We start from the raw sequence: 18,066 nt of genomic DNA, 5'->3' as shown, positions 1-18,066 counted from the left end.
TCAAAACGCACCGCCACCGGCGGGCGTGCCCGCCGACCAATAGTCCAACGTTGGTGGGGCAAGCGTAAGTAACGCCCGAAAATATCTCATATGGATCTTGAGGAACATAAATGCCGTCGGAACTGCTGGTGACGGCCAATCAGAGCCAAGCCGACAGTGGCAGCTACGCCTCCCAGACCGCCCAAGCCTTAGCAAGGTCCAGTCAGATCAACACCAACCAGGGTAATCGCGCTTCACGATACTCACCACGGTTCTTCAAAAACCCGTTCTAAACAGCCCGACCACCGGCGGGTGTTGAGTGGTGGTATAGATAGGGAAGCTTGGGCGTCGGGCAAGATTGCCTGTTCGGTCAGGGCGTGCAGTTTTAACTTGCGCTTGACAATTGCGCTAGTCGTGCGGATTTAACTCGTGCTTGACGCCCACGAGAGCATGTCATTCAGGATGTGCGTGAGGAAGTTAAACATGTACGCACCCGTGGTGGGTGTAGATCCAGCCCGCGGGTGCGTACACGTGGTTTTGTGAGTTAGAGCTTTCTAGACGATTACGTAAACAAGGGTGCAGAAAGCGAAGGATACGAGGGATATGACCGAGGTGAACGTGGTCCACATCTTCAAATTAGTTTTCGTATCTACCTGGAGGAAGCCGCCTACTAGCCAGAACCCGGAATCGTTGACGTGAGAAGCGAAGAACGAGCCTGCTCCCATTGCCACGACAACGAGTGCGGTTTGGATATCGTTCAGGCCTGCTCCTGATACGGTAGCCGCGAGCAAGGCGGCGGTGGTTTGGATGGCCACGGTTGCTGAGCCTTGTGCGACTCGTAGTGCCAGGGAGATAAGGTAAGCAGCCAGGAGCAGGGGAATACCAAGATCAGCTAGCGTGTTAGCAAGTGCGGTACCAATACCGGTTTCACGTAACACGGACCCGAACATACCGCCAGCACCGGCCACCATGACGATCGCTGCAACGGACTTGAACCCGGCGTCGTTGATCTTGTCGATATTCTTCCAGGGTACTTTACGTACATAACCCAAAATGATTGATGCAACCAGAGCGGTAACGAACAGGGCTACCGCGGTTTCACCGAAGAATTTCAGGGCGCTTGCCCACGCCGCGTGTTCTGGGATGATCCCAGCTGACTGCAAAGTACTAGTCACCGTGTTACCGGTAATCAACAGGATCGGGAGCATGAGAATAAAGAGGACGGTTGCGAAGCCGGGTTCTTTCCCGGGTAGTTCACGCCCGGATTCTTGCGATCCTAAAACGTTAGGGATGGGAACATCGAACCTCTTCGAAAGCCACAGTGCGAAGCGGTAACCGGCGAGATACCAGGTGGGAATCGCGATGATTAAACCGACCAGGAGCACGGTCCCGATATTAATGTTCATCGTGGTAGCCGCAGCCACCGGGCCGGGGTGGGGTGGCATGAGTCCGTGCATGACCTGGAACGCTCCAGCTGCCGGCAAGGCATACAAGAGTACTGGTCCGCCCAGGCGGCGAGCAACGGAGAAGATGATCGGGAACATGACGATGAGTCCGGTGTCGAAGAAAATTGGGAAGCCGAACAAGAGCGAAGCTACTGAGAGTGCTAAAGGTGCTCGTTTTTCCCCAAACCAGCGCAGCAGGGTTTGGGCGAGTACTTCAGCGCCCCCGGATTGTTCAAGCATGCGTCCAATAATTGCTCCGAACCCGATAATGAGAGCGAGTTTGCCAACGGTGCCCGAGAATCCGGTCAAGAGCATATCGAATAGCTCGCTGACTGGGACTCCGGTAGCGATAGCAGTCAGGGCTGATACTAGAATCAGTGCGACTGTAGCGTTGACTTTGAATACGATAATAAGGAAGAGCAAAACGGCGATCGCTGCTAGAGCGACACCGAGGAGACCTCCCGTTGTCAGAGTCATGAGTGTTCCTTCAATATATGAGCCTCTTTAGGAGAGAAGCTGGGCGGCGTTGGCCACGGCGCCTTGAACGTCGCCCGATTGTGGATAGAGCAATGACCGGCCAATGACCAGGCCGATCACGTTGGGGATCTCCAAGAGGAGAGCCCACCTGTGGAGGGTTTTGGCAGCATCATTGCTGACTTCCCCGCCGAGGATAACGATGGGTAGGGTAGTCGCCCTTGCGAAGCGTTCCAGGTCGGGAGTGTCGGGAAGTTTAAGTACCGTGTAGGCACTGTTGCTCCCCAAACCTGAAGCGATTGCTATCGAGCGGGTGACGGCATCGGTAGACACATCATTGACAACCTGTTTGTCTTCGCGCCGCGATATGAAGGGTTCGACCATAGCAATGCGTTGGCGTCGGGAAAGGTCGGTGACTACTTTTCCGGCCATCTCCAAAGTGCTCACGGTTTCTGTTTCGTCGTAGGCAATACGGAGAAGGATTTTCCCGCCTTGCAGGCCTGCTTTGGCTACTCCTCTAGCGGTATAGCCCGTGATACGGTCATCCAGTTCCCAGGCCGCGCCGGCCAGTCCTGCACGATTCATCGACCCGTAGACCCATTTGCCGTCCAAGACTCCGAGCAGCGCGAGGTCTTCAATAATGTCGGCTGTTCCTAACAGTCCGGAAACCCCGGGCACGGCAAGCGCGTCACACAGGCGCTGGAGTAGATCGAAACGGTTTTCCATAGCACGCGGATTAGCACCGGCGGCGAATGCGCCCCGGGCTGGGTGATCCGCGGCCATAATAAGGAATTTCCCGTTGGGTAGCAGGGTGGCGGGTTGCTCGCGTTTGAGCAAGGCTTTGTGAGCAGAACCCGGGCAACGCCGTCCTGCAATAAGCCTGGCAATATCCATGGTTACTGGTTGCTTTCTGCTGATTGAGGTGTCTTGAGTAGCGTGTCGGTGTGATTCGCGGCCAGCACGCGCTCGATTTCATCCTGGGTGGGCATAGCGGTGGAGCATTCGATACGCGAGGTGACGATCGCGCCGGCAGTGTTGGCATACCGGATCGTTTTCTCCAGGCTCCAGCCCTGTAAGAGTCCGTGGATAAGAGACCCTCCGAAAGCATCCCCGGCACCAGCGCCGTTGACCACAGTGGTATTCATCGCGGGGATGAAGAATTCTTCCCTGCGGGATTTCGCGAGGGTGCCCTTGCTGCCTTGCTTGACCACAGCAATTTGTACTCCGCGTTCGAGGAGCGCGCTAGCGGCTAGGTGCGGATCAGTTTCCCCGACCGCGATTTCACACTCTTCCACGTTACCCACCGCGACTGTCGCATAGTCGAGGACTTTCGCATACCGCTGGCGTGCTAGATCAACCGATTCCCAAAACATTGGACGCCAGTCCATATCGAAAACGGTGTGGTCTTTACGCCCACGCATGTCAAGCGCGCTCATGTGGGTGGAATAAGAGGGTTCCTCGCACAGGCCGGTCCCCGATACCCACAAGAGTTTAGCCTCGCGTACCTGGTTTTCATCCAGGTCCGTGTCCTTAATCTGTAGGTCAGGGGCCGAGGGCTCACGGTAGAAGAAGAACGGGAAATGCTCAGGTGGGATAATCTCGCAGAAAGTAACAGGCGTGTTCAGGGTATTGTCAATGATCACGTATTCATCCGATACGCCAAGCCGGCGCATTTCCAAGCGTACCCACCGTCCGAAGGGGTCATCACCTACCCCGGTGAGGGTGGCACAGTCTTCTCCCAGGCGTGCTGCTGCTACTGCCACGTTGGTGGGAGAACCTCCCAGGAATTTACCGAAAGTCGTTACTTCTTCGAGAGTGCAGTTAGTTTGCAAGGGATAAATATCGACGCCGCAGCGTCCAATTGTTAGTACATCATGGACGACCATGTCCATCACTTCCTTATCTGTGGTTTATTCGGTGCGTTCAAACGACATTGTTGCTTCATAGGTGCCCTCCGAAGGCCACCGCACCGTTGTGGCCTTCGCGCGCGTGTAGAATCGCACGCCTTCGGGCCCGTGAATATGGGTATCTCCCATAAGAGAGTCTTTCCATCCACCAAACGAGTAGTAAGCCACGGGCGTGGGGATAGGAACGTTGATACCGACCATGCCAGCTTCAACTTCCAGCTCGAAACGACGTGCCAGGCCACCATCGTTGGTGAAAATCGCTGCCCCATTACCGTAAGGGGAGGAATTAACAAGAGCGATTGCTTCTTCGTAAGTGCCTACCTCGACGATTGCCAGGACCGGCCCGAAGGTTTCTTCCCGATACAGGATGGAATCGCGCGAGACATGCGTGCAAATAGTTGGGCCAAGGAAATACCCGTTCTCGTGCCCGCTCACATTGAGAGCGCGTCCATCAAGGATGACTTTCGCACCCTTGCTTTGCGCATCAGTGATCGCGTTAATGATCCGTTCTTTAGCCTGAGCGTTGATAACCGGGCCCATTTGCACGCCTTCGTCCAGGCCGTAACCTACTCGGATAAGCTCAGCGTGTTCTTTGACGGCTTTTGCTAGTTTGTCACCGACCCCGCCCACAGCCACAGCCACAGGTAATGCCATGCAGCGTTCACCAGCAGCTCCGAAAGCCGCAGCTGAAAGGTGTTTGCCAGCGAAGTTGATATCAGCATCGGGCATAACAATCGCATGATTATTAGCCCCGCCCAATGCTTGGACGCGCTTGCCTGCTCTCACTGCACGCTCCTGAATCAGTTTCGCCACAGGGGTTGAGCCCACGAAAGAAACAGCCTTGATATCGGGGTGGTCAATCATGGCCATCGTGAAATCATTCGACCCGGAAATAACTTGGAAGATCCCGTCAGGCAGACCAGCTTCCTTATACAAACGTGCAATCAAAAGAGAAGCCGAAGGCGTGGCCGGTGCTGGCTTCAAAATAAAAGCATTCCCGGTAGCAATCGCAATCGGGTGCATCCACATAGGCACCATAACCGGGAAATTGAACGGGCAAATCCCGCCAACAACACCAAGAGGCTGGCGCAGCGTGTGAATATCTACCCCCGTGGAAATATTCGAGGATGTTTCACCTTTCAGGGCAACATTAATCCCGCAAGCAAAATCAAGGGTCTCCCGCCCCCGCTGGATCTCCCCAATAGCATCCGAATAATCCTTACCATGCTCAGCCACAATCGCTTTCGCGATCTCGTCTTGATGATCAAGGACAAGCTGACGCATCCGATACATAATCTCCGTACGCTTCGCCAGGGAAGTACGAGCCCAAGCCTTTTGAGCCTCAACAGCGATCCCCACTGCGTAGTCAAGATCTTCATGGCTCGCCTGTAACAAATACCCGCGAATCTCGCCACTAGCCGGGTCGTCAACCGCGATCTTTCCCTCCGGCCGGCCCGTGTATAGGCCACCATTAATCCAATGAGGTATATCCATTCGTTATCACTCCTTTGTGAGTCCAAACCAGCAACCCCACCAGCGGGGCGCCTCATTTGTTCCCAAAATAACCCCAGCAACCCTACTTGTAAACACAAAAGCACAGTAGGAGAAGGTAGGAACTTGAATGAAGGTGGCCATATAGGCCGCTGAGGAAGCGCTAAAGTGCTGAGAATACTAGCCAAACGCACCATTATCGGATATGTTTACAATTGGGTGAACAAATAAGAGTGAGAGGGTCACGTTAATGTCAAACCCCCATGGAAAAGACAATGCAGATCAGCTGGATGTTCCGGTTGCTCCCCGGATTGTTTTCGACTCTCGGTCTTCTACTCCTTTGCATCAGCAAATCACGCAATCATTAGCGAGTCTTATTGACTCTGGCACACTCTTACCCGGCCAGCTCATTGAAGACGAAGTGTCCATGTCACGCAGGTTGGGTGTCTCGCGCCCCACGCTACGGCGGGCATTACAAGTCCTGACCGATGAGGGGAAACTCTCGCGGCGCCCACGTGTTGGTACCCGGGTGATGCCACGAGTTTTTCAAAGGGATCCTTCCCTAGCAAGCCTTTCCGATGACTTACGGGCCGCGGGCCGTGAACCACGCACAGATGTTCTCCAGTATCGGGTGATGCTTGCCGATAGCGGTCTAGCTGCTGATATGCATTGCCTAGAAGGTAAAGAAATTGTGGCTTTAGAACGTTTGCGGTGGGCGGAGGGAAACCGTATGGGGATTATGCGTAACTGGATCCCTGCCGATCTGGCTCCCTCGCTTACCGCTATATCATCGGGAGGTCTCTACGCTTTCTTCAACAGTCACGGGATTGTGTTACGAGGCGGGGTCCAACGTATCAGCGCACGCAGCGCAACTCCCGCGGAAGCAGAACTTCTCCACGTGGCATCCGGGGCCCCTCTCTTACGAGTGAGACGTAGCGCCTACGATGAATCCGGGCAGATCGTGGATCTAGCCGATCACCTCTATGACGCAGAACAATACGACCTCACACTCCCACTCAACTTCCCAGCGTGAATCACATCTGGAGGAATCGGTTCCTTGGTCAAAGGGAACTGGGTGACTAACGCGAGAATTATCGCGCCAGCCACCCAGCTTTGTATACGGTAACGGTGCTGTCCTACTCCGGGACATATGGAAATCCGGCAACCGTCACGTGGGGTTCTGTGATCCTAAAGTACTTCCGGAGGAGTTTCTAACTGGTCGGCTATATCTTCCCAGTTAGACGCGAATTTGCCGTATGCCGTTTTGACATCGACACCCACAGGGAGCTCCGGGCATTCGTTTTCGAGGTTGGTACCCCAGTTTCCCCATCCCGATTGCTTGCGCTGTACGATCTGGAAGCCTCCCGATGGCTTCGAGGTATACCAGATCATTGCACGGCCGGAATGTGTGTCATATTCGACTGTCTTATTGGCAGCTCCGGGGAAGATAGTTTCGTGCGCCTCTTTCTGGACGTCGATAGGTTCAGAATCGACTCGCCAATCACGCAGCTCTGCATCAACAAACGATTTCTCGCGAACAATTGCCAGTCGGTCGCGAATTGTTTCATCTGTTAAAGCACCTTCGAAAGCCGAGAATAGGCGCCAGTACAAATCCCAATGGGCGTTCTCAATATCATCTGTTAAGACAGCCTTAAATTCTTCAAGTTTCTTGCGCTGAGGTAATGTGCTGTCAGAAATGGTCTGCTCTACCATGTCGGCCAGGTGCCCAGCATAAGGATCCCCGCTGCGATATCGGGATCCTCCGTAGCACGCAAACCGATCAAAGAGCAGTTTTCCTTGTCCGGCCTCGAATTCATCCCCAACGGTGATCTTGTTAGTTACAGAACGTCCGTTGATCACAGTTTGGAAATCATCTACGTGATAACGCCGGCTGAACCAAGGCGTTTTATAAGTGAAAGCCCACTCGATTGAGAAGTTTTTACCCCGGAGCTCTGGTAGGAGCCCGTCTGGTATCACACCTAGCATTCTGAAAGAAAGCAAGACTGGTCCGTCTTCAAGGATCTCAATCTTCACCTTTGTGTGTTCTGGCGGATTGATGAGTCCGTTTTCAGGAGTGAAGAACGGGCCGTAGAATCCACCAATCGCATTATTTCCAGAGGGGAGGAGGTCAATACCCTCATCAAGGGTACGGAAATGCTTGAGTCCCCACTTCGAGGCGCCAGTGCCCTCTGCGGTACCCGTGCATACATCAATATCGAAGTAGCCGGTATTAACACGGGCCCATGAGTCAGCTTCAGTACCGGGTCCTTTTGTGATTCCCTCTCCGGATTCGACTGGTTCATCCAGTGTAAAACTTGCCTCACCCTCAAAACTGAGTGTAGTGACAAATCTGGTGGTCTCTTGCGGAGCCGGCTGATCAGCCAATCGCTGGCAAAGGATCTGCTCTCCAGTATTGGTTCGTGCTAGCCACAAAGATTCTGTGAGCACTTGTGGTTCATCGAAGTAGATCGGTTCGAATGCCCGTTTTCCTTCGATATTACTGATTACTTTATGGGTCTTCATCTACTTTCCTGCCTTGGTGCTCTTCTGTTTGAGGGAGTCAATGGCGACGGCGAGAATAATGACGACGCCCTTAATTAGTAGCTGGGTGAAGAATTGGACATTCATGAGAATCATGCCGGTTGAGAGCACTCCGAGAATGATCGCACCGATGAGGGTTCCGATGATCTTGCCCTTACCGCCGGCAAGGGATGTTCCACCTAGAACAACCGCGGCGATGGCATCAAGTTCGTATCCGGTACCAGCGGTCGGCTGCGCGGAAACAACGCGTGCGGCGAAAATGACACCCGCAAGCCCTGAAAGCGCGCCTGCAATGACATAAACGGAGGTAAGTACCCGCTTGACGTTGATTCCAGCAAGACGTGCCGCCTCGGGATTGCCACCGACTGCGTAAACATGCCTGCCGTACTTCGTTCGTTCAAGGATGAACCAGCAGATGATGTACACAACGATCATTACAATGACGGGCACTGGGATTCCAGCAATGTATCCATTTCCAAGGTCTCTGAAAGCCAGCTTGTTGTCCACGATTGGTTGGCCTCCGGTCAGCGTGTATCCGAGGCCGCGGAGGAATGTCATCATGCCGAGCGTCACGATAAAGGGCGCTAGGGCTAGATACGCCGATAGAGCACCATTTACCCATCCCGCAACTGCACCGGCAAGAATGCCAGCGATTATCCCGATGATGGCTGGAGCACCGGAGATACAGGCCAGTACTGCGGTTACACCCGATACGGCAACGATTGATCCGACAGAGAGATCAATGCCGGCAGTAATAATAACGAAGGTCATACCTGCCGCAATGATCGCGTTGATTGAGATCGAACGGGCGATATTCATGAGATTGTTCATCGACATGAAGTTCGGGGCGATGAGCGCCATAATCACGACGAGAAGGACGAGGACCGCGAGAATCCCAACCTTATCCCACCACGCAGCGAAGTTCATTTTCCGTCGAGGTGCAGCTTCTATAGTCATGCTTGTTCCTTTGTTGCTCCGGTCGCGAGGCTCATGACCGATTCTTCTGTGGCATCTCGTGCATCGAGTTCTCCCACGACTTTTCCTTTTCGCATAACGATGATGCGATCAGACATTCCCAGGACTTCAGGGAGGTCAGAAGAAACCATGATGATGGTTTTGCCTTCTTTAGCAAGATCATTCATGATTTCGTAGATTTCCCTTTTCGCCCCGATGTCAACACCGCGCGTAGGTTCATCGAAAATCAAAAGATCGGCACCTGCCATGAGAGTGCGTCCGAGAAGTGCCTTTTGTTGGTTTCCTCCCGAAAGCGCTCTTACCGGAAGACTTGTGGAGGTCTTTCGAATATTGAGCACTTCCATGATCTGGCGAACTTTCTTTCGAATTGCGCTCCGCGCGAGCACACCGAGTTTGGTGAAGTCGCTCAAAGAGGCAATCGAGATATTCGATGCCGTTGTGTGATCCAAGAACAGACCTTGTTCCTTTCTGGATTCGGGCACCATGGCGATGCCAGATTCCAGGGCCTCCTTGGGGCTTTTAGGATGATAGCTTTTGCCTTTGAGTAGCAATGTGCCGCTACTTATGGGATCTGCTCCCATAAGTAGCCTGACGGTTTCCGAACGCCCGGCGCCGACCAATCCTGCAAATCCAAGAATTTGACCAGCCCGAGCTTTGAAGGAGACGTCATCGACTCCAGGAGCTTTGAGATCCTTTGCCTCAAGCAGCACTTCGCCCGATGCGCGGTCTGCGTGTTCGTAGAGATCACCGATTTTTCTACCGACCATCATTCGCACGATTTCATCAGGCGTTAATTCGGCTAGAAGCTGCGTTCCGACGGACGTTCCGTCCCGAAGAACGGACACCCTATCAGCTAACTTCCACACTTCTTCCATACGGTGAGTGATGTAGATAAGGCCGACGCCGTTTTGCTGCTGCTCCCGAATAATTCTGAAAAGATCCTCTGTTTCAGCTCGGGAAAGCGCGGCAGTGGGCTCGTCGAGAACGAGAATGCGGGCGTCCTCGGCAGCAGCACGAGCAATTTCGACCATCTGCTGCATACCGATGGAGAACGAGCCGAGAGGTCTGTTGACATCGATATCCACTCCAATGGCCGATAACTTAGCGCGTGCATCCGAACGCATCTTCTCACGGTCAAGGATCCCATGTTTGAGTGGTTCAACGCCGAGGCAGAGGTTCTCGGCCACCGTCAGATTTGGGACGGTATTAATCTCTTGGTGGATGATTGCGATTCCGTGTTTACGTGCATCGTTAGGAGATGAGATATGGACTTCCTCACCGTCAACGAAGATCTTTCCACTGTCGGCAGCAAGATTCCCCGCCAGGATTTTCATCAACGTTGACTTGCCAGCACCGTTTTCTCCCATGAGGGCATGAATTTCTCCGGCGTTCAGATCAAAGGAAACTCCTCCAAGCGCTTGGGTAGCGCCGAATCTTTTCCTGATCCCTTCGAGCTTGAGCAGAGTCATTTCTACCATCCCGGGTATTCGTCTACCGCATCCCGAGTGATGATTTGCGAGGGGATGAGGATAGTGGTTTCGGTGAGTGATTCTCCACGAGCAAGCTGCTGCCCAACCTCGATTGCTTTTTCGACCATTTTTGCGGGTTCCTGGGTGGCAGTGCCGACGAAGGGAGAACCAGCGGTTCGGAGTTCCTGGAGTCCTTCGGGAGAAGCGTCGATTCCTACCACCTTAATTTCATTTGTACGTCCAGCTTGCTGGACGGCAAGCGTCGCACCAAGGGCGGAAGGGTCATTCATTCCAAAGATGCCCTGGACATCGCTGGCTGCAGTAAGCATGTCGGTAGTGACAGAAAGGCCGGTAGCGCGGTCATTTTGCGAGTTTTGGTGCCCGACTTCCTTAATGCCGGGGAAATTCTTCATAGCTTGATTGCAGCCCTTAATGCGATCCGTGATCGTCTGGATAGGTGTGCCATCAACAACCAAAATATTCCCCTTGCCACCCATCTGCTCGAATAGATAGGTACATGCAATTTCGCCGGCCTGAACGGCATCGGTCATAACAATGGCATCTGCGCCCTTCGCAGGAGTATCAACAGCTACCACGAAGATCCCTGCCTGTCGGGCACGTTCGATGGCGGGTTGGAGGCCGGACTCGTCAACAGCAGAAACAACGATAAGGTCTACGCCTTGCTGAATGAATGTGTCAATCTGAGTATTCTGATTCGCCAGATCAAGTTTGGCGTCCTGGACGTTAAGAGTCGCGCCAATCTTCTCGGCTGCTTCCTTCGCTCCCTTATCCATGGCGGAGAAGAAGGGGTTGGACATGTCCTGCACCATCAAGCCGATTTTCTCGATTTTGTCAGGTTTCGGCGCTTCTGTAGCAGAGTCACCTGAAGTGCAACCCGAGAAAGTTGCGGCGAGCAGAATGCTTGTCGTGAAGGCGAGAGCCTTTTTTGCTGTTCTCATCGTTGAGATCTCCTTTTGGTTAGATAGGCCGGTTTGGCCCAATTTGGTTTTCTAATTCGTTTAGCAGCCGCAGGAGGAGCGAACTCTGAGTTTGACGTTCACCTCCTCAGACTCCTGGTTGTGGTAACGGATAGCTCCCTGCGGATGCTCTTGCATGATGTGAATAAGTTTTAGAGCGGCTTTCGCGCCGATATCGCGAGAATCTTCGTCAATCAACGTCACTGGAGGATTGACGAAAGTTGACCAGGTAAATTCGTCAAATGCGATTAAGGCAACCTGATCGGGAACCCGGAGGTCACATGCCTGGAGCGCGTGCATGGTTCCGAGGAGGAGAGGATTGTTTCCGGCAATGACCGCGAGCTTCTCTACCTTCGTATTTCTGAGGTACTTCTCTAACACAACTGCGCTCGATTGTGAGTCATTAGCGCATTCGAGAATCGAGAGAGTTGCCCCGAATTTCTTGGCGGCGTTTTTCATGCCTTTAATTCGAGTTTGCCTTGTGGACCACCGCTCGGGATAAATCAATAAAAGCCACGTGTCGAGTCTGTGGTAGTTGAGATGCTCACCAATTTGATACGCTGCTTGTTCGTTATTTGAGGTTACAGATACCGAACCGGACGGTGCGGTTGGTCCTTGTGAGTCAACATAGACAATGGGGATTCCCCACTCGCAAAGTTTCTCGTGATTGTCTACAGATAAAGTAAGAGTGCTAATAACTCCGGCAGCCCGCGATTGGATCGCCTCGGTGACAACTAGATCTTCAGTTTTCTGATCAAATCGGCCTTCAGGAGCGAGATCGGCTGTGCGTACTCCATGGGAGGATGTGCGCAACATTTCATGAATGCCATCGAGCATATCGACGTAGTAAGCATTGGATGTTGATGCAGTCATCACGACGATTGGACCGGGAGTTTCGCGACGCAGGGCGCGTGCTGTCTGGTTGGGGATGTAGTTGAGCGTTTTAGCCGCTTCCAATACTCGGGTTTTGGTCAATTGCGTGACGGGCGCTTTACCGGAAAACGTATTGGAAACAGTCCAAATAGACACACCGGCGGCCCGAGCCACGTCTTTAAGAGTTGCCGGTTTCATCAGGGTCTCCTTTGTCCCAATTGGTTGCGTTGAGGTCAAGCTATGTCACCTAAACGTTTAGGGCAAGGATGTGTGTTTACCCAAGTTTATGTGGGGTGCGCCACAGGGATTTGTATTGTGGTTATTTCAAGATGCTTACCTCAACAGTTTTGTATTTATTAGCATCGGGTGATTTGGTAGCTAAGACAGTACGCGGATTTTGAGTGGTAATTATTCGCCTTTATGAGTCGCGCGGTTGGTGTCAAGTAGTTGTGGGGTGCTCTTTTCTCACCAGGCTCGCGGGATTAAAGTGAATCCATGATCGATGATAATGCTCCGCTTCCACAATCTGATCGTCCTACCGCTACCGCCGCCGGGCACTGGGTGCTCGCCCGCGCGGGGAAGCGGGTACTGCGCCCCGGTGGCCTGCATTTGACGATGGCTATGCTTGAGCACGCCCGGCTGGCCAATGCGGACGTAGTGGAATTCGCCCCCGGCCTGGGCCGAACCGCGGAACTCATTATCGCCCAGCCCATTCACTCCTATACCGGAGTCGATCAGGACAAGAATGCGGTGACCCGCGTCAGAGGGATCGTCGACAAAGTGGGCGGCGTCGTCGTTAATTCCACCGCGCAAAAATCTGGACTTCCTGATGCCGGTGCGGATGTGGTCGTGGGCGAAGCGATGCTCACCATGCAGGGTGCCAGTTCGAAAGCCGCGATCGTGGCCGAAGCTTTCCGGCTGCTGCGCCCGGGCGGGCGCTACGCCATCCACGAGCTGAGCCTCACCCCGGATACTATCGATCCGGCCATTGCCGATACTCTGCGCAAGGGCCTGGCCCAGACGATTCGCGTCAACGCCCGCCCGCTCACCCAGGCCGAATGGCGCCAGGTACTTATCGGTGCCGGTTTCGAGGTGGAATGGGTGGGGGATGCCCCCATGGCGCTGCTTTCCCTGCGGCGCAACCTCGCTGACGAAGGTCTGCGCGGAGTGGCACGGATCCTCCGCAATGTATTGCGCGATAAAGAGCTGCGGGCGCGAGTGCTGGCCATGCGTGCTCTCTTCCGCAAGTACCGCCACCACCTGGCCGGCGTGGCCATGGTGGCTCGCAAGCCCACCGAATCCGCCAGCGCTGCCGAATCCGCTACTACCTCTAACTGAAAGGACGACCGATGACTGACAACACCCCGCAGCTTTCCTACCTGGAAGATCTTGGTGCCACGGTGGATTACGCCGCTGCCTCGACCGTTTCCACCACCGCACTGCGCGCTGAAGGTGTGAATGTGGTGGTTTTCTCCTTCGATACCGGGGAGGAACTTTCTGAGCACACCGCCGCCGTTCCTGTACTTATCCAGGTACTAGAAGGGGAGGTGGAGATGCGTACCCAGGGACGCACTGTACAGCTGCGCCCCGGCGGCCTCGTGCACCTGCCCACCCGCCTCCCGCACGCGGTGCGTGCCCTGGCTCCCACGAAGATGGTGCTGTTCATGCTCACCGGGCAGAGCGTGGGCTAGAGTAGCCCCATGTCAACATCCGAGAAACCGGACCCATCAGAGAAGCCCGAGCTGCCGGACGTGCGGAAACTGCCAGAGAAGCCCGAGCTGCCGGAAAAGCCGGAAAAGCCGGACATGCAGGTAGAACCCGTTCCCCTTGACGCCGCCCAGGCGGAGGAGATTCAGCGCATTGCGTGCCGCCGCATGATCGCCGCCGCGATTGTGGGAGTCATTCTGCTGATTATCATGTTCTTCGCCGGGCGCGCCCTGCGTCAGCACCTGAGTGCACCCTCGACCGGTGCGGGCGAATCGGTAGCTGTGATAGCGACGGGTGGCGCTCACGGCCCGGAGTGGCAGAGCGCACACCTCTTAAGTTGCTTCGCGTCTCGCCATTGACTATTATCTTTTCTGTTGCAAATTCCCGCATAGCTCAATGGCAGAGCATTCGACTGTTAATCGAACGGTTGCTGGTTCGAGTCCAGCTGCGGGAGCGAACGAACGGCGGTGAGCGTAGGCTTGCCGCCGTTCTGCTCTGTCCGGCACCCGCGGCTACCCGCGCCGCGGGGGTGAGTAAATGTGAAGAATCTTACCAAAGGAGTTCGCTATGGCATACCGGGAGATTCGCGTGGTGGGAGACCCGGTCCTGCGCACCCCCTGCGATCCGATTCGGGATATCACCCCAGGCATTGTGCGCCTGGTAGAAGACTTGCTCGAGAACGTGAACGACGACGCCCGGGCGGGCCTAGCAGCCAACCAAATCGGGGTCTCCCTGCGCGCCTTCTCCTGGCATATCGACGGCGAGATCGATTACATTCTCAACCCCGTGATCGTGGCGCTCTCCGAAGATGAATACCAGGACGGTGACGAAGGCTGCCTATCCGTCCCGGATCTGTACTACCCGACTAAGCGGGCCTGGTACGCCCGCGCTGAAGGTATTGACCTGGACGGTAAGAAGAAAATTGTGGAAGGGGAGGGCCTCCTCGGGCGCTGCATCCAGCACGAATGTGATCACCTGGACGGCCACCTCTACCTCGACCGCCTGGAACGGGACGTACGCAAACAAGCGATGCGCGATATTCGCCAGCTGCGCGTCTCTTCTGCGCTACAATCGCTCTAGTAGCCCCTCCGCGTGGGTAGCACGGGGAAAGCCACCCAAGCGCAGGAGGAATGCTATGGCACACAAATACGCCACTCGCGGCGTCATATTCATTCACTCTGTTATGCCGGCCGTTCAACCCCACGTTGAATGGGCGGTTACAAGTGTGCTCGGATACGAACCGCATTTTGAGTGGACCAAACAACCCGCCGCCCCGCATATGAACCGGGCAGAAGCCTCGTGGACGGGAGAAGTGGGAACCGGTGCCATGCTCGCCTCCGCGCTCAACGGCTGGGAACACTTACGTTTTGAAATCACCGAGGATGCTAGCCCGGTATCCGAAGGAGGCCGCTGGTCCGCCACCCCCGGCCTCGGTATTTTCTACGCCCAAACAGATCTGACCGGCAATGTGGTGATCCCCGAAAACCGGGTGCGGGCCGCGCTGGAAAACGCCGGGAACGACGCCGCAGAAATGCGCCGGCTTCTCGATATTGCCCTCGGTCAAGCCTGGGATGATGAACTCGAACCCTTCCGCTACGCCGGCGCGGGTGCTCCGGTGCGTTGGCTGCACCGGGTGGGGTAAAGCCCGGGGGGGGGCTAAAGCCCGAGTGGGTTAGAGCCCGAGGGCAGCCCGCAAATCCGCCGCGGAAAGCGGAGCATCTTCAGCGGGCCTCTCCGGCTTCTCCGGGCTAAGCCCCGCGGCATCCGCCGCTGTGGCAGCAGGCATGGGGCGGGCGGCAGCGGCGCCGTCGTTCCTAGAAGCGGACGGGGTGATGCTGAATTCCACGCCCGGGCAGCTGAGCCGCACCAGATCCCCGAGAGTATTCGCCGCGCAAATCTCGCTATCGGGCACCACCACGCCGCTGGCATCCTCCAGTGCCACCGCAACAGCCCAGCGTGTCACGCTATCCACGCGGCTCAGCTCGAAACTCTCGGTAGCATCCGGGTAGCCTTCCCGCTCCAGGATATCCGCGCCCAGCGACATGAGTTGCGCTACCTCCATCGCACGACCTCCCTATTTTCGGTACGCTCGCATCATGGCATTCCTCGATTTGATGCAGCAACTCTTCCAGCATACTCGGGCCCCGGAAGCCGATACCGCCACCGCGCAGGCGCTGCGTGATCGGCTTGCTGAAGATCCCAACGATGTCGAGGCTTTCACCCAGCTTGTCACCCTGGCACGCGACGCCGAGAACGAACTCCCGCCCGCGGATCCGCTTACCGCGGAGGTGACCGGAAGCCTTCTTTCCGCGGATCTGGCGATCTACGCTCTCGCGGAAGAGCTCTCCAGCTCCCCGGCTTCCTGGTACCCGCAGCTGCATATGGCTCGCCTCGCGGTGACCTCCGATCCTGAGCGAGCGCTGCGGCTCCTCACCACCGCCACGGACCGCAATGCGGACGGGCACATCCTCGCCCGCGCCATGGCTATTCTGCGCGAGGCTGGCCACCCGGATCAGGCCCTCAGCTTAGGTCTGGCCCACTGGGATCCGGCCACCCATAGTTTCGAGGCTGGGGAAGCGCTGGTACGTACCGCGCTGGCAGCCGGGCGCGCCAGCGAAGCCCGCGCGTACCTGCGGGAAATGGAGCCCTATATCAGTGCGGCGCAGCTCGCGGAGCTGCGCGAGGCGGCGCGCGCGGCGGAGTAGGGCGGCGCGCGCAACGGAGTCAGAGTAAGTCAGAGTAAAGCGGAATGCGGCGGAGTAGGGCGGTGCGGCCTCGTCGTGTCGCGCCCTCGACTAGACTAGTGGCTATGGCTACCTTCATTGATATTCATCCTGAGGATCCGCAACCGCGGCTCGTCACCAAAGTGGTGGATCGGCTCCGGCGCGGTGAGGTAGTGGCCCTGCCCACCGATTCCGGTTATGCCATTGTGTGCCAGATGGGCAATAAAGAGGGCCTGGAACGGATTCGCACCATCCGGCAGGTGGGTGATAAACACCATTTCACCCTGCTCTGCCATGATTTCGCGCAGCTCGGGCAGCTTGTGATCGTAGATAATCCAGATTTTCGGCTCATCAAAAGCCTCACGCCCGGGCCCTACACGTTCATTCTCAAGGGCACTAAAGAAGTGCCGCGCATGACCCTCAACCCGAAGAAACACACGGTGGGCGTGCGTATCCCGGATCACCGCATCACCCAGGCTGTGGTTACGGAGATGGGCGAACCCTTGCTCTTCTCCACCCTTATTCTTCCCGGCGCGGAAGAACCCCTTGAAGAAGGTTGGATTGTGGAAGATGAACTGGGCCATGCCCTGGATGTGGTGGTGAACGGACCCGTGGGGCGCGGCCCCACCACCGTACTTGACCTAGTAACTAACGAAATCGCGAGACAAGGAGCAGGCGATACCGCCGGACTTGACCTGTGAACCCTATCCTTATTGATCTGGACGGAACTTTCCACGATTCCGCCGCTATCGTCAAAAAAACTTTCCGGGCCACTCTGCGTGAAGAAATGGGGGAGGACCACCCCGAAGAATTCTTCGTGCAGTTCATTGGCCCGCCGCTTATCGAAACCTTCACGAAGCTCGGCGCGGCCGATCCGGTGGAGATGGTGCGCCGCTACCGGGTGCGCTACGAACAGCGCATGCTCGACACCCCGATTTTCCCGGGGATGCGTGAATTGGTGGAGGAGCTGGACGCAGCCGGGGTGCCGCTTGCTATTGCGACGTCGAAAAACGAAAAGAATGCCCGCGCGATTCTGGAACACCAGGGCGTAGCGCAGCACTTCCGCTACATTGCCGGGGATCCTGAAGATATCCCCGGGTACGGGAAAGCTGAAGTGGTGGGGGCGGCGCTGCGCGAATTGCGGGCGCGGGGCGTCGATACCTCACGGGCTCTTATGGTGGGGGATCGTATTCACGACGTCGAAGGCGCAGGCCAGCATGGCCTGCCCACGGTGCTTGTGGAGTGGGGGACCGCCCCGCGTAGCGAATGGGAGCTAGCTTGGCGGCACGTGGGAACCGCGGCTGAGCTCGGTGAAATTCTGCGGGATTTCGCCGGGGTGGAACAGTCACAATCCCATTAACACCGGCCACGGTTATATTAACAAGGGTTACAGTAGCATTACCCCGGGATACAATTTGATTAAGATGCTATTGGTATGGCCCGTGGCCGTATACATCCACCCGAGGCATCGTTAGACTCAAAAATAAGGTCGTCACCGCGGCGGT

Annotated in this window: 19 protein-coding genes and 1 tRNA gene; 10 read left to right on the top strand and 10 right to left on the bottom strand. The window is 55.8% G+C overall.

Translation table 11 applies throughout. The features are described 5' to 3' along the window. Positions 1–533 precede the first annotated feature (533 nt). The 4 genes from DDD64_RS00805 to DDD64_RS00790 are packed head-to-tail and all read right to left on the bottom strand — an operon-like array spanning position 534 to position 5,299. On the bottom strand, positions 534–1,901 hold the full coding sequence (locus tag DDD64_RS00805) for a GntP family permease (RefSeq protein ID WP_126134592.1): 1,368 nt from the start codon (positions 1,899–1,901) through the stop codon (positions 534–536). Positions 1,902–1,928: 27 nt separating this feature from the next. Next, positions 1,929–2,792, bottom strand: a complete 864-nt coding sequence (locus DDD64_RS00800; protein ID WP_126134591.1) for a Cgl0159 family (beta/alpha)8-fold protein — start codon at positions 2,790–2,792, stop codon at positions 1,929–1,931. A 2-nt stretch (positions 2,793–2,794) separates the two neighbouring features. Next, positions 2,795–3,784 carry a 5-dehydro-2-deoxygluconokinase gene (gene iolC, locus DDD64_RS00795; RefSeq protein WP_126134590.1) on the bottom strand — a complete coding sequence of 330 codons (990 nt, stop codon included), beginning with the start codon at positions 3,782–3,784 and terminating at the stop codon, positions 2,795–2,797. A gap of 24 nt (positions 3,785–3,808) precedes the next feature. After that, positions 3,809–5,299 (bottom strand): CoA-acylating methylmalonate-semialdehyde dehydrogenase, encoded by a 1,491-nt coding sequence (locus DDD64_RS00790; RefSeq protein WP_126134589.1) that lies wholly within the window; start codon positions 5,297–5,299, stop codon positions 3,809–3,811. Between the two features lie 247 nt (positions 5,300–5,546). On the opposite strand from DDD64_RS00790, the gene DDD64_RS09125 reads away from it, so the two are divergent. After that, on the top strand, positions 5,547–6,329 hold the full coding sequence (locus DDD64_RS09125; RefSeq protein ID WP_126134588.1) for a GntR family transcriptional regulator: 783 nt from the start codon (positions 5,547–5,549) through the stop codon (positions 6,327–6,329). A gap of 155 nt (positions 6,330–6,484) precedes the next feature. Here the strand turns inward: DDD64_RS09125 and DDD64_RS00780 are convergent, their stop codons facing one another. The 5 genes from DDD64_RS00780 to DDD64_RS00760 are packed head-to-tail and all read right to left on the bottom strand — an operon-like array spanning position 6,485 to position 12,329. After that, complete coding sequence (locus tag DDD64_RS00780) at positions 6,485–7,819, bottom strand: hypothetical protein (protein WP_126134587.1); 1,335 nt, start codon at positions 7,817–7,819, stop codon at positions 6,485–6,487. Continuing rightward, positions 7,820–8,794, bottom strand: a complete 975-nt coding sequence (locus DDD64_RS00775) for an ABC transporter permease (protein ID WP_126134586.1) — start codon at positions 8,792–8,794, stop codon at positions 7,820–7,822. Beyond that, positions 8,791–10,281, bottom strand: a complete 1,491-nt coding sequence (locus tag DDD64_RS00770; RefSeq protein ID WP_126134585.1) for a sugar ABC transporter ATP-binding protein — start codon at positions 10,279–10,281, stop codon at positions 8,791–8,793. Before DDD64_RS00770 ends, DDD64_RS00775 begins: the two co-directional genes overlap by 4 nt. Before the next feature lie 2 nt (positions 10,282–10,283). After that, positions 10,284–11,240, bottom strand: coding sequence for an ABC transporter substrate-binding protein (locus DDD64_RS00765; RefSeq protein ID WP_016442592.1), 957 nt, complete (start codon positions 11,238–11,240; stop codon positions 10,284–10,286). 60 nt (positions 11,241–11,300) lie between these two features. Next, entirely contained in the window at positions 11,301–12,329 is a 1,029-nt protein-coding gene (locus DDD64_RS00760; protein ID WP_126134584.1) for a LacI family DNA-binding transcriptional regulator, read from the bottom strand. Positions 12,330–12,626: 297 nt separating this feature from the next. Here DDD64_RS00760 and DDD64_RS00755 point away from each other — a divergent pair, with 297 nt between their 5' ends. The 6 genes from DDD64_RS00755 (at position 12,627) to DDD64_RS00730 (ending at position 15,480) form a co-directional block, all read left to right on the top strand. After that, entirely contained in the window at positions 12,627–13,469 is an 843-nt protein-coding gene (locus DDD64_RS00755; protein WP_407706503.1) for a methyltransferase domain-containing protein, read from the top strand. Between the two features lie 11 nt (positions 13,470–13,480). Then, on the top strand, positions 13,481–13,822 hold the full coding sequence (locus DDD64_RS00750) for a cupin domain-containing protein (RefSeq protein ID WP_126134583.1): 342 nt from the start codon (positions 13,481–13,483) through the stop codon (positions 13,820–13,822). A gap of 9 nt (positions 13,823–13,831) precedes the next feature. After that, positions 13,832–14,197 carry a hypothetical protein gene (locus tag DDD64_RS00745; protein ID WP_126134582.1) on the top strand — a complete coding sequence of 122 codons (366 nt, stop codon included), beginning with the start codon at positions 13,832–13,834 and terminating at the stop codon, positions 14,195–14,197. Positions 14,198–14,220: 23 nt separating this feature from the next. Continuing rightward, positions 14,221–14,292 (top strand) — tRNA-Asn (locus tag DDD64_RS00740). 113 nt (positions 14,293–14,405) lie between these two features. Continuing rightward, positions 14,406–14,918, top strand: coding sequence for a peptide deformylase (gene def / locus DDD64_RS00735; RefSeq protein ID WP_126134581.1), 513 nt, complete (start codon positions 14,406–14,408; stop codon positions 14,916–14,918). Positions 14,919–14,973: 55 nt separating this feature from the next. Beyond that, positions 14,974–15,480: a DUF3145 domain-containing protein gene (locus DDD64_RS00730; RefSeq protein WP_026428785.1), complete on the top strand. Its 507-nt coding sequence runs from the start codon at positions 14,974–14,976 to the stop codon at positions 15,478–15,480. Positions 15,481–15,510: 30 nt separating this feature from the next. Here DDD64_RS00730 and DDD64_RS00725 read toward each other — a convergent pair whose 3' ends face one another. Further along, a complete protein-coding gene (locus DDD64_RS00725; protein WP_126134580.1) occupies positions 15,511–15,900 on the bottom strand; it encodes a phosphopantetheine-binding protein in 390 nt (129 codons plus the stop codon). A gap of 34 nt (positions 15,901–15,934) precedes the next feature. On the opposite strand from DDD64_RS00725, the gene DDD64_RS00720 reads away from it, so the two are divergent. The 3 genes from DDD64_RS00720 (at position 15,935) to DDD64_RS00710 (ending at position 17,921) form a co-directional block, all read left to right on the top strand. Continuing rightward, positions 15,935–16,543, top strand: a complete 609-nt coding sequence (locus DDD64_RS00720) for a hypothetical protein (RefSeq protein ID WP_126134579.1) — start codon at positions 15,935–15,937, stop codon at positions 16,541–16,543. Between the two features lie 104 nt (positions 16,544–16,647). Further along, the gene (locus DDD64_RS00715) at positions 16,648–17,262 is read left to right on the top strand and encodes an L-threonylcarbamoyladenylate synthase (protein WP_126134578.1); all 615 of its coding nucleotides are present in this window, start codon (positions 16,648–16,650) and stop codon (positions 17,260–17,262) included. After that, positions 17,259–17,921: an HAD hydrolase-like protein gene (locus DDD64_RS00710; RefSeq protein ID WP_126134577.1), complete on the top strand. Its 663-nt coding sequence runs from the start codon at positions 17,259–17,261 to the stop codon at positions 17,919–17,921. The genes DDD64_RS00715 and DDD64_RS00710 overlap by 4 nt, the downstream gene beginning before the upstream one ends. Positions 17,922–18,066: the final 145 nt, after the last annotated feature.

The sequence above is a fragment of the Actinotignum sanguinis genome, from assembly GCF_003957255.1.
Lineage (GTDB): Bacteria > Actinomycetota > Actinomycetes > Actinomycetales > Actinomycetaceae > Actinotignum > Actinotignum sanguinis.
The sequence above is the reverse complement of the archived record's forward strand: the minus strand, read 5'-3'. Positions and strand labels throughout refer to the sequence as shown.

Coding starts and splice junctions, on each gene's coding strand:
- DDD64_RS00780 (WP_126134587.1), bottom strand. CDS start 7,819: ATGAAGACCCATAAAGTAATCAGTAATATCGAAGGAAAACGGGCATTC.
- DDD64_RS00790 (WP_126134589.1), bottom strand. CDS start 5,299: ATGGATATACCTCATTGGATTAATGGTGGCCTATACACGGGCCGGCCG.
- DDD64_RS09125 (WP_126134588.1), top strand. CDS start 5,547: ATGTCAAACCCCCATGGAAAAGACAATGCAGATCAGCTGGATGTTCCG.
- DDD64_RS00725 (WP_126134580.1), bottom strand. CDS start 15,900: ATGGAGGTAGCGCAACTCATGTCGCTGGGCGCGGATATCCTGGAGCGG.
- DDD64_RS00805 (WP_126134592.1), bottom strand. CDS start 1,901: ATGACTCTGACAACGGGAGGTCTCCTCGGTGTCGCTCTAGCAGCGATC.
- def (WP_126134581.1), top strand. CDS start 14,406: ATGGCATACCGGGAGATTCGCGTGGTGGGAGACCCGGTCCTGCGCACC.
- DDD64_RS00775 (WP_126134586.1), bottom strand. CDS start 8,794: ATGACTATAGAAGCTGCACCTCGACGGAAAATGAACTTCGCTGCGTGG.
- DDD64_RS00750 (WP_126134583.1), top strand. CDS start 13,481: ATGACTGACAACACCCCGCAGCTTTCCTACCTGGAAGATCTTGGTGCC.
- iolC (WP_126134590.1), bottom strand. CDS start 3,784: ATGGTCGTCCATGATGTACTAACAATTGGACGCTGCGGCGTCGATATT.
- DDD64_RS00715 (WP_126134578.1), top strand. CDS start 16,648: ATGGCTACCTTCATTGATATTCATCCTGAGGATCCGCAACCGCGGCTC.
- DDD64_RS00760 (WP_126134584.1), bottom strand. CDS start 12,329: ATGAAACCGGCAACTCTTAAAGACGTGGCTCGGGCCGCCGGTGTGTCT.
- DDD64_RS00770 (WP_126134585.1), bottom strand. CDS start 10,281: ATGACTCTGCTCAAGCTCGAAGGGATCAGGAAAAGATTCGGCGCTACC.
- DDD64_RS00745 (WP_126134582.1), top strand. CDS start 13,832: ATGTCAACATCCGAGAAACCGGACCCATCAGAGAAGCCCGAGCTGCCG.
- DDD64_RS00765 (WP_016442592.1), bottom strand. CDS start 11,240: ATGAGAACAGCAAAAAAGGCTCTCGCCTTCACGACAAGCATTCTGCTC.
- DDD64_RS00730 (WP_026428785.1), top strand. CDS start 14,974: ATGGCACACAAATACGCCACTCGCGGCGTCATATTCATTCACTCTGTT.
- DDD64_RS00800 (WP_126134591.1), bottom strand. CDS start 2,792: ATGGATATTGCCAGGCTTATTGCAGGACGGCGTTGCCCGGGTTCTGCT.
- DDD64_RS00720 (WP_126134579.1), top strand. CDS start 15,935: ATGGCATTCCTCGATTTGATGCAGCAACTCTTCCAGCATACTCGGGCC.
- DDD64_RS00755 (WP_407706503.1), top strand. CDS start 12,627: ATGATCGATGATAATGCTCCGCTTCCACAATCTGATCGTCCTACCGCT.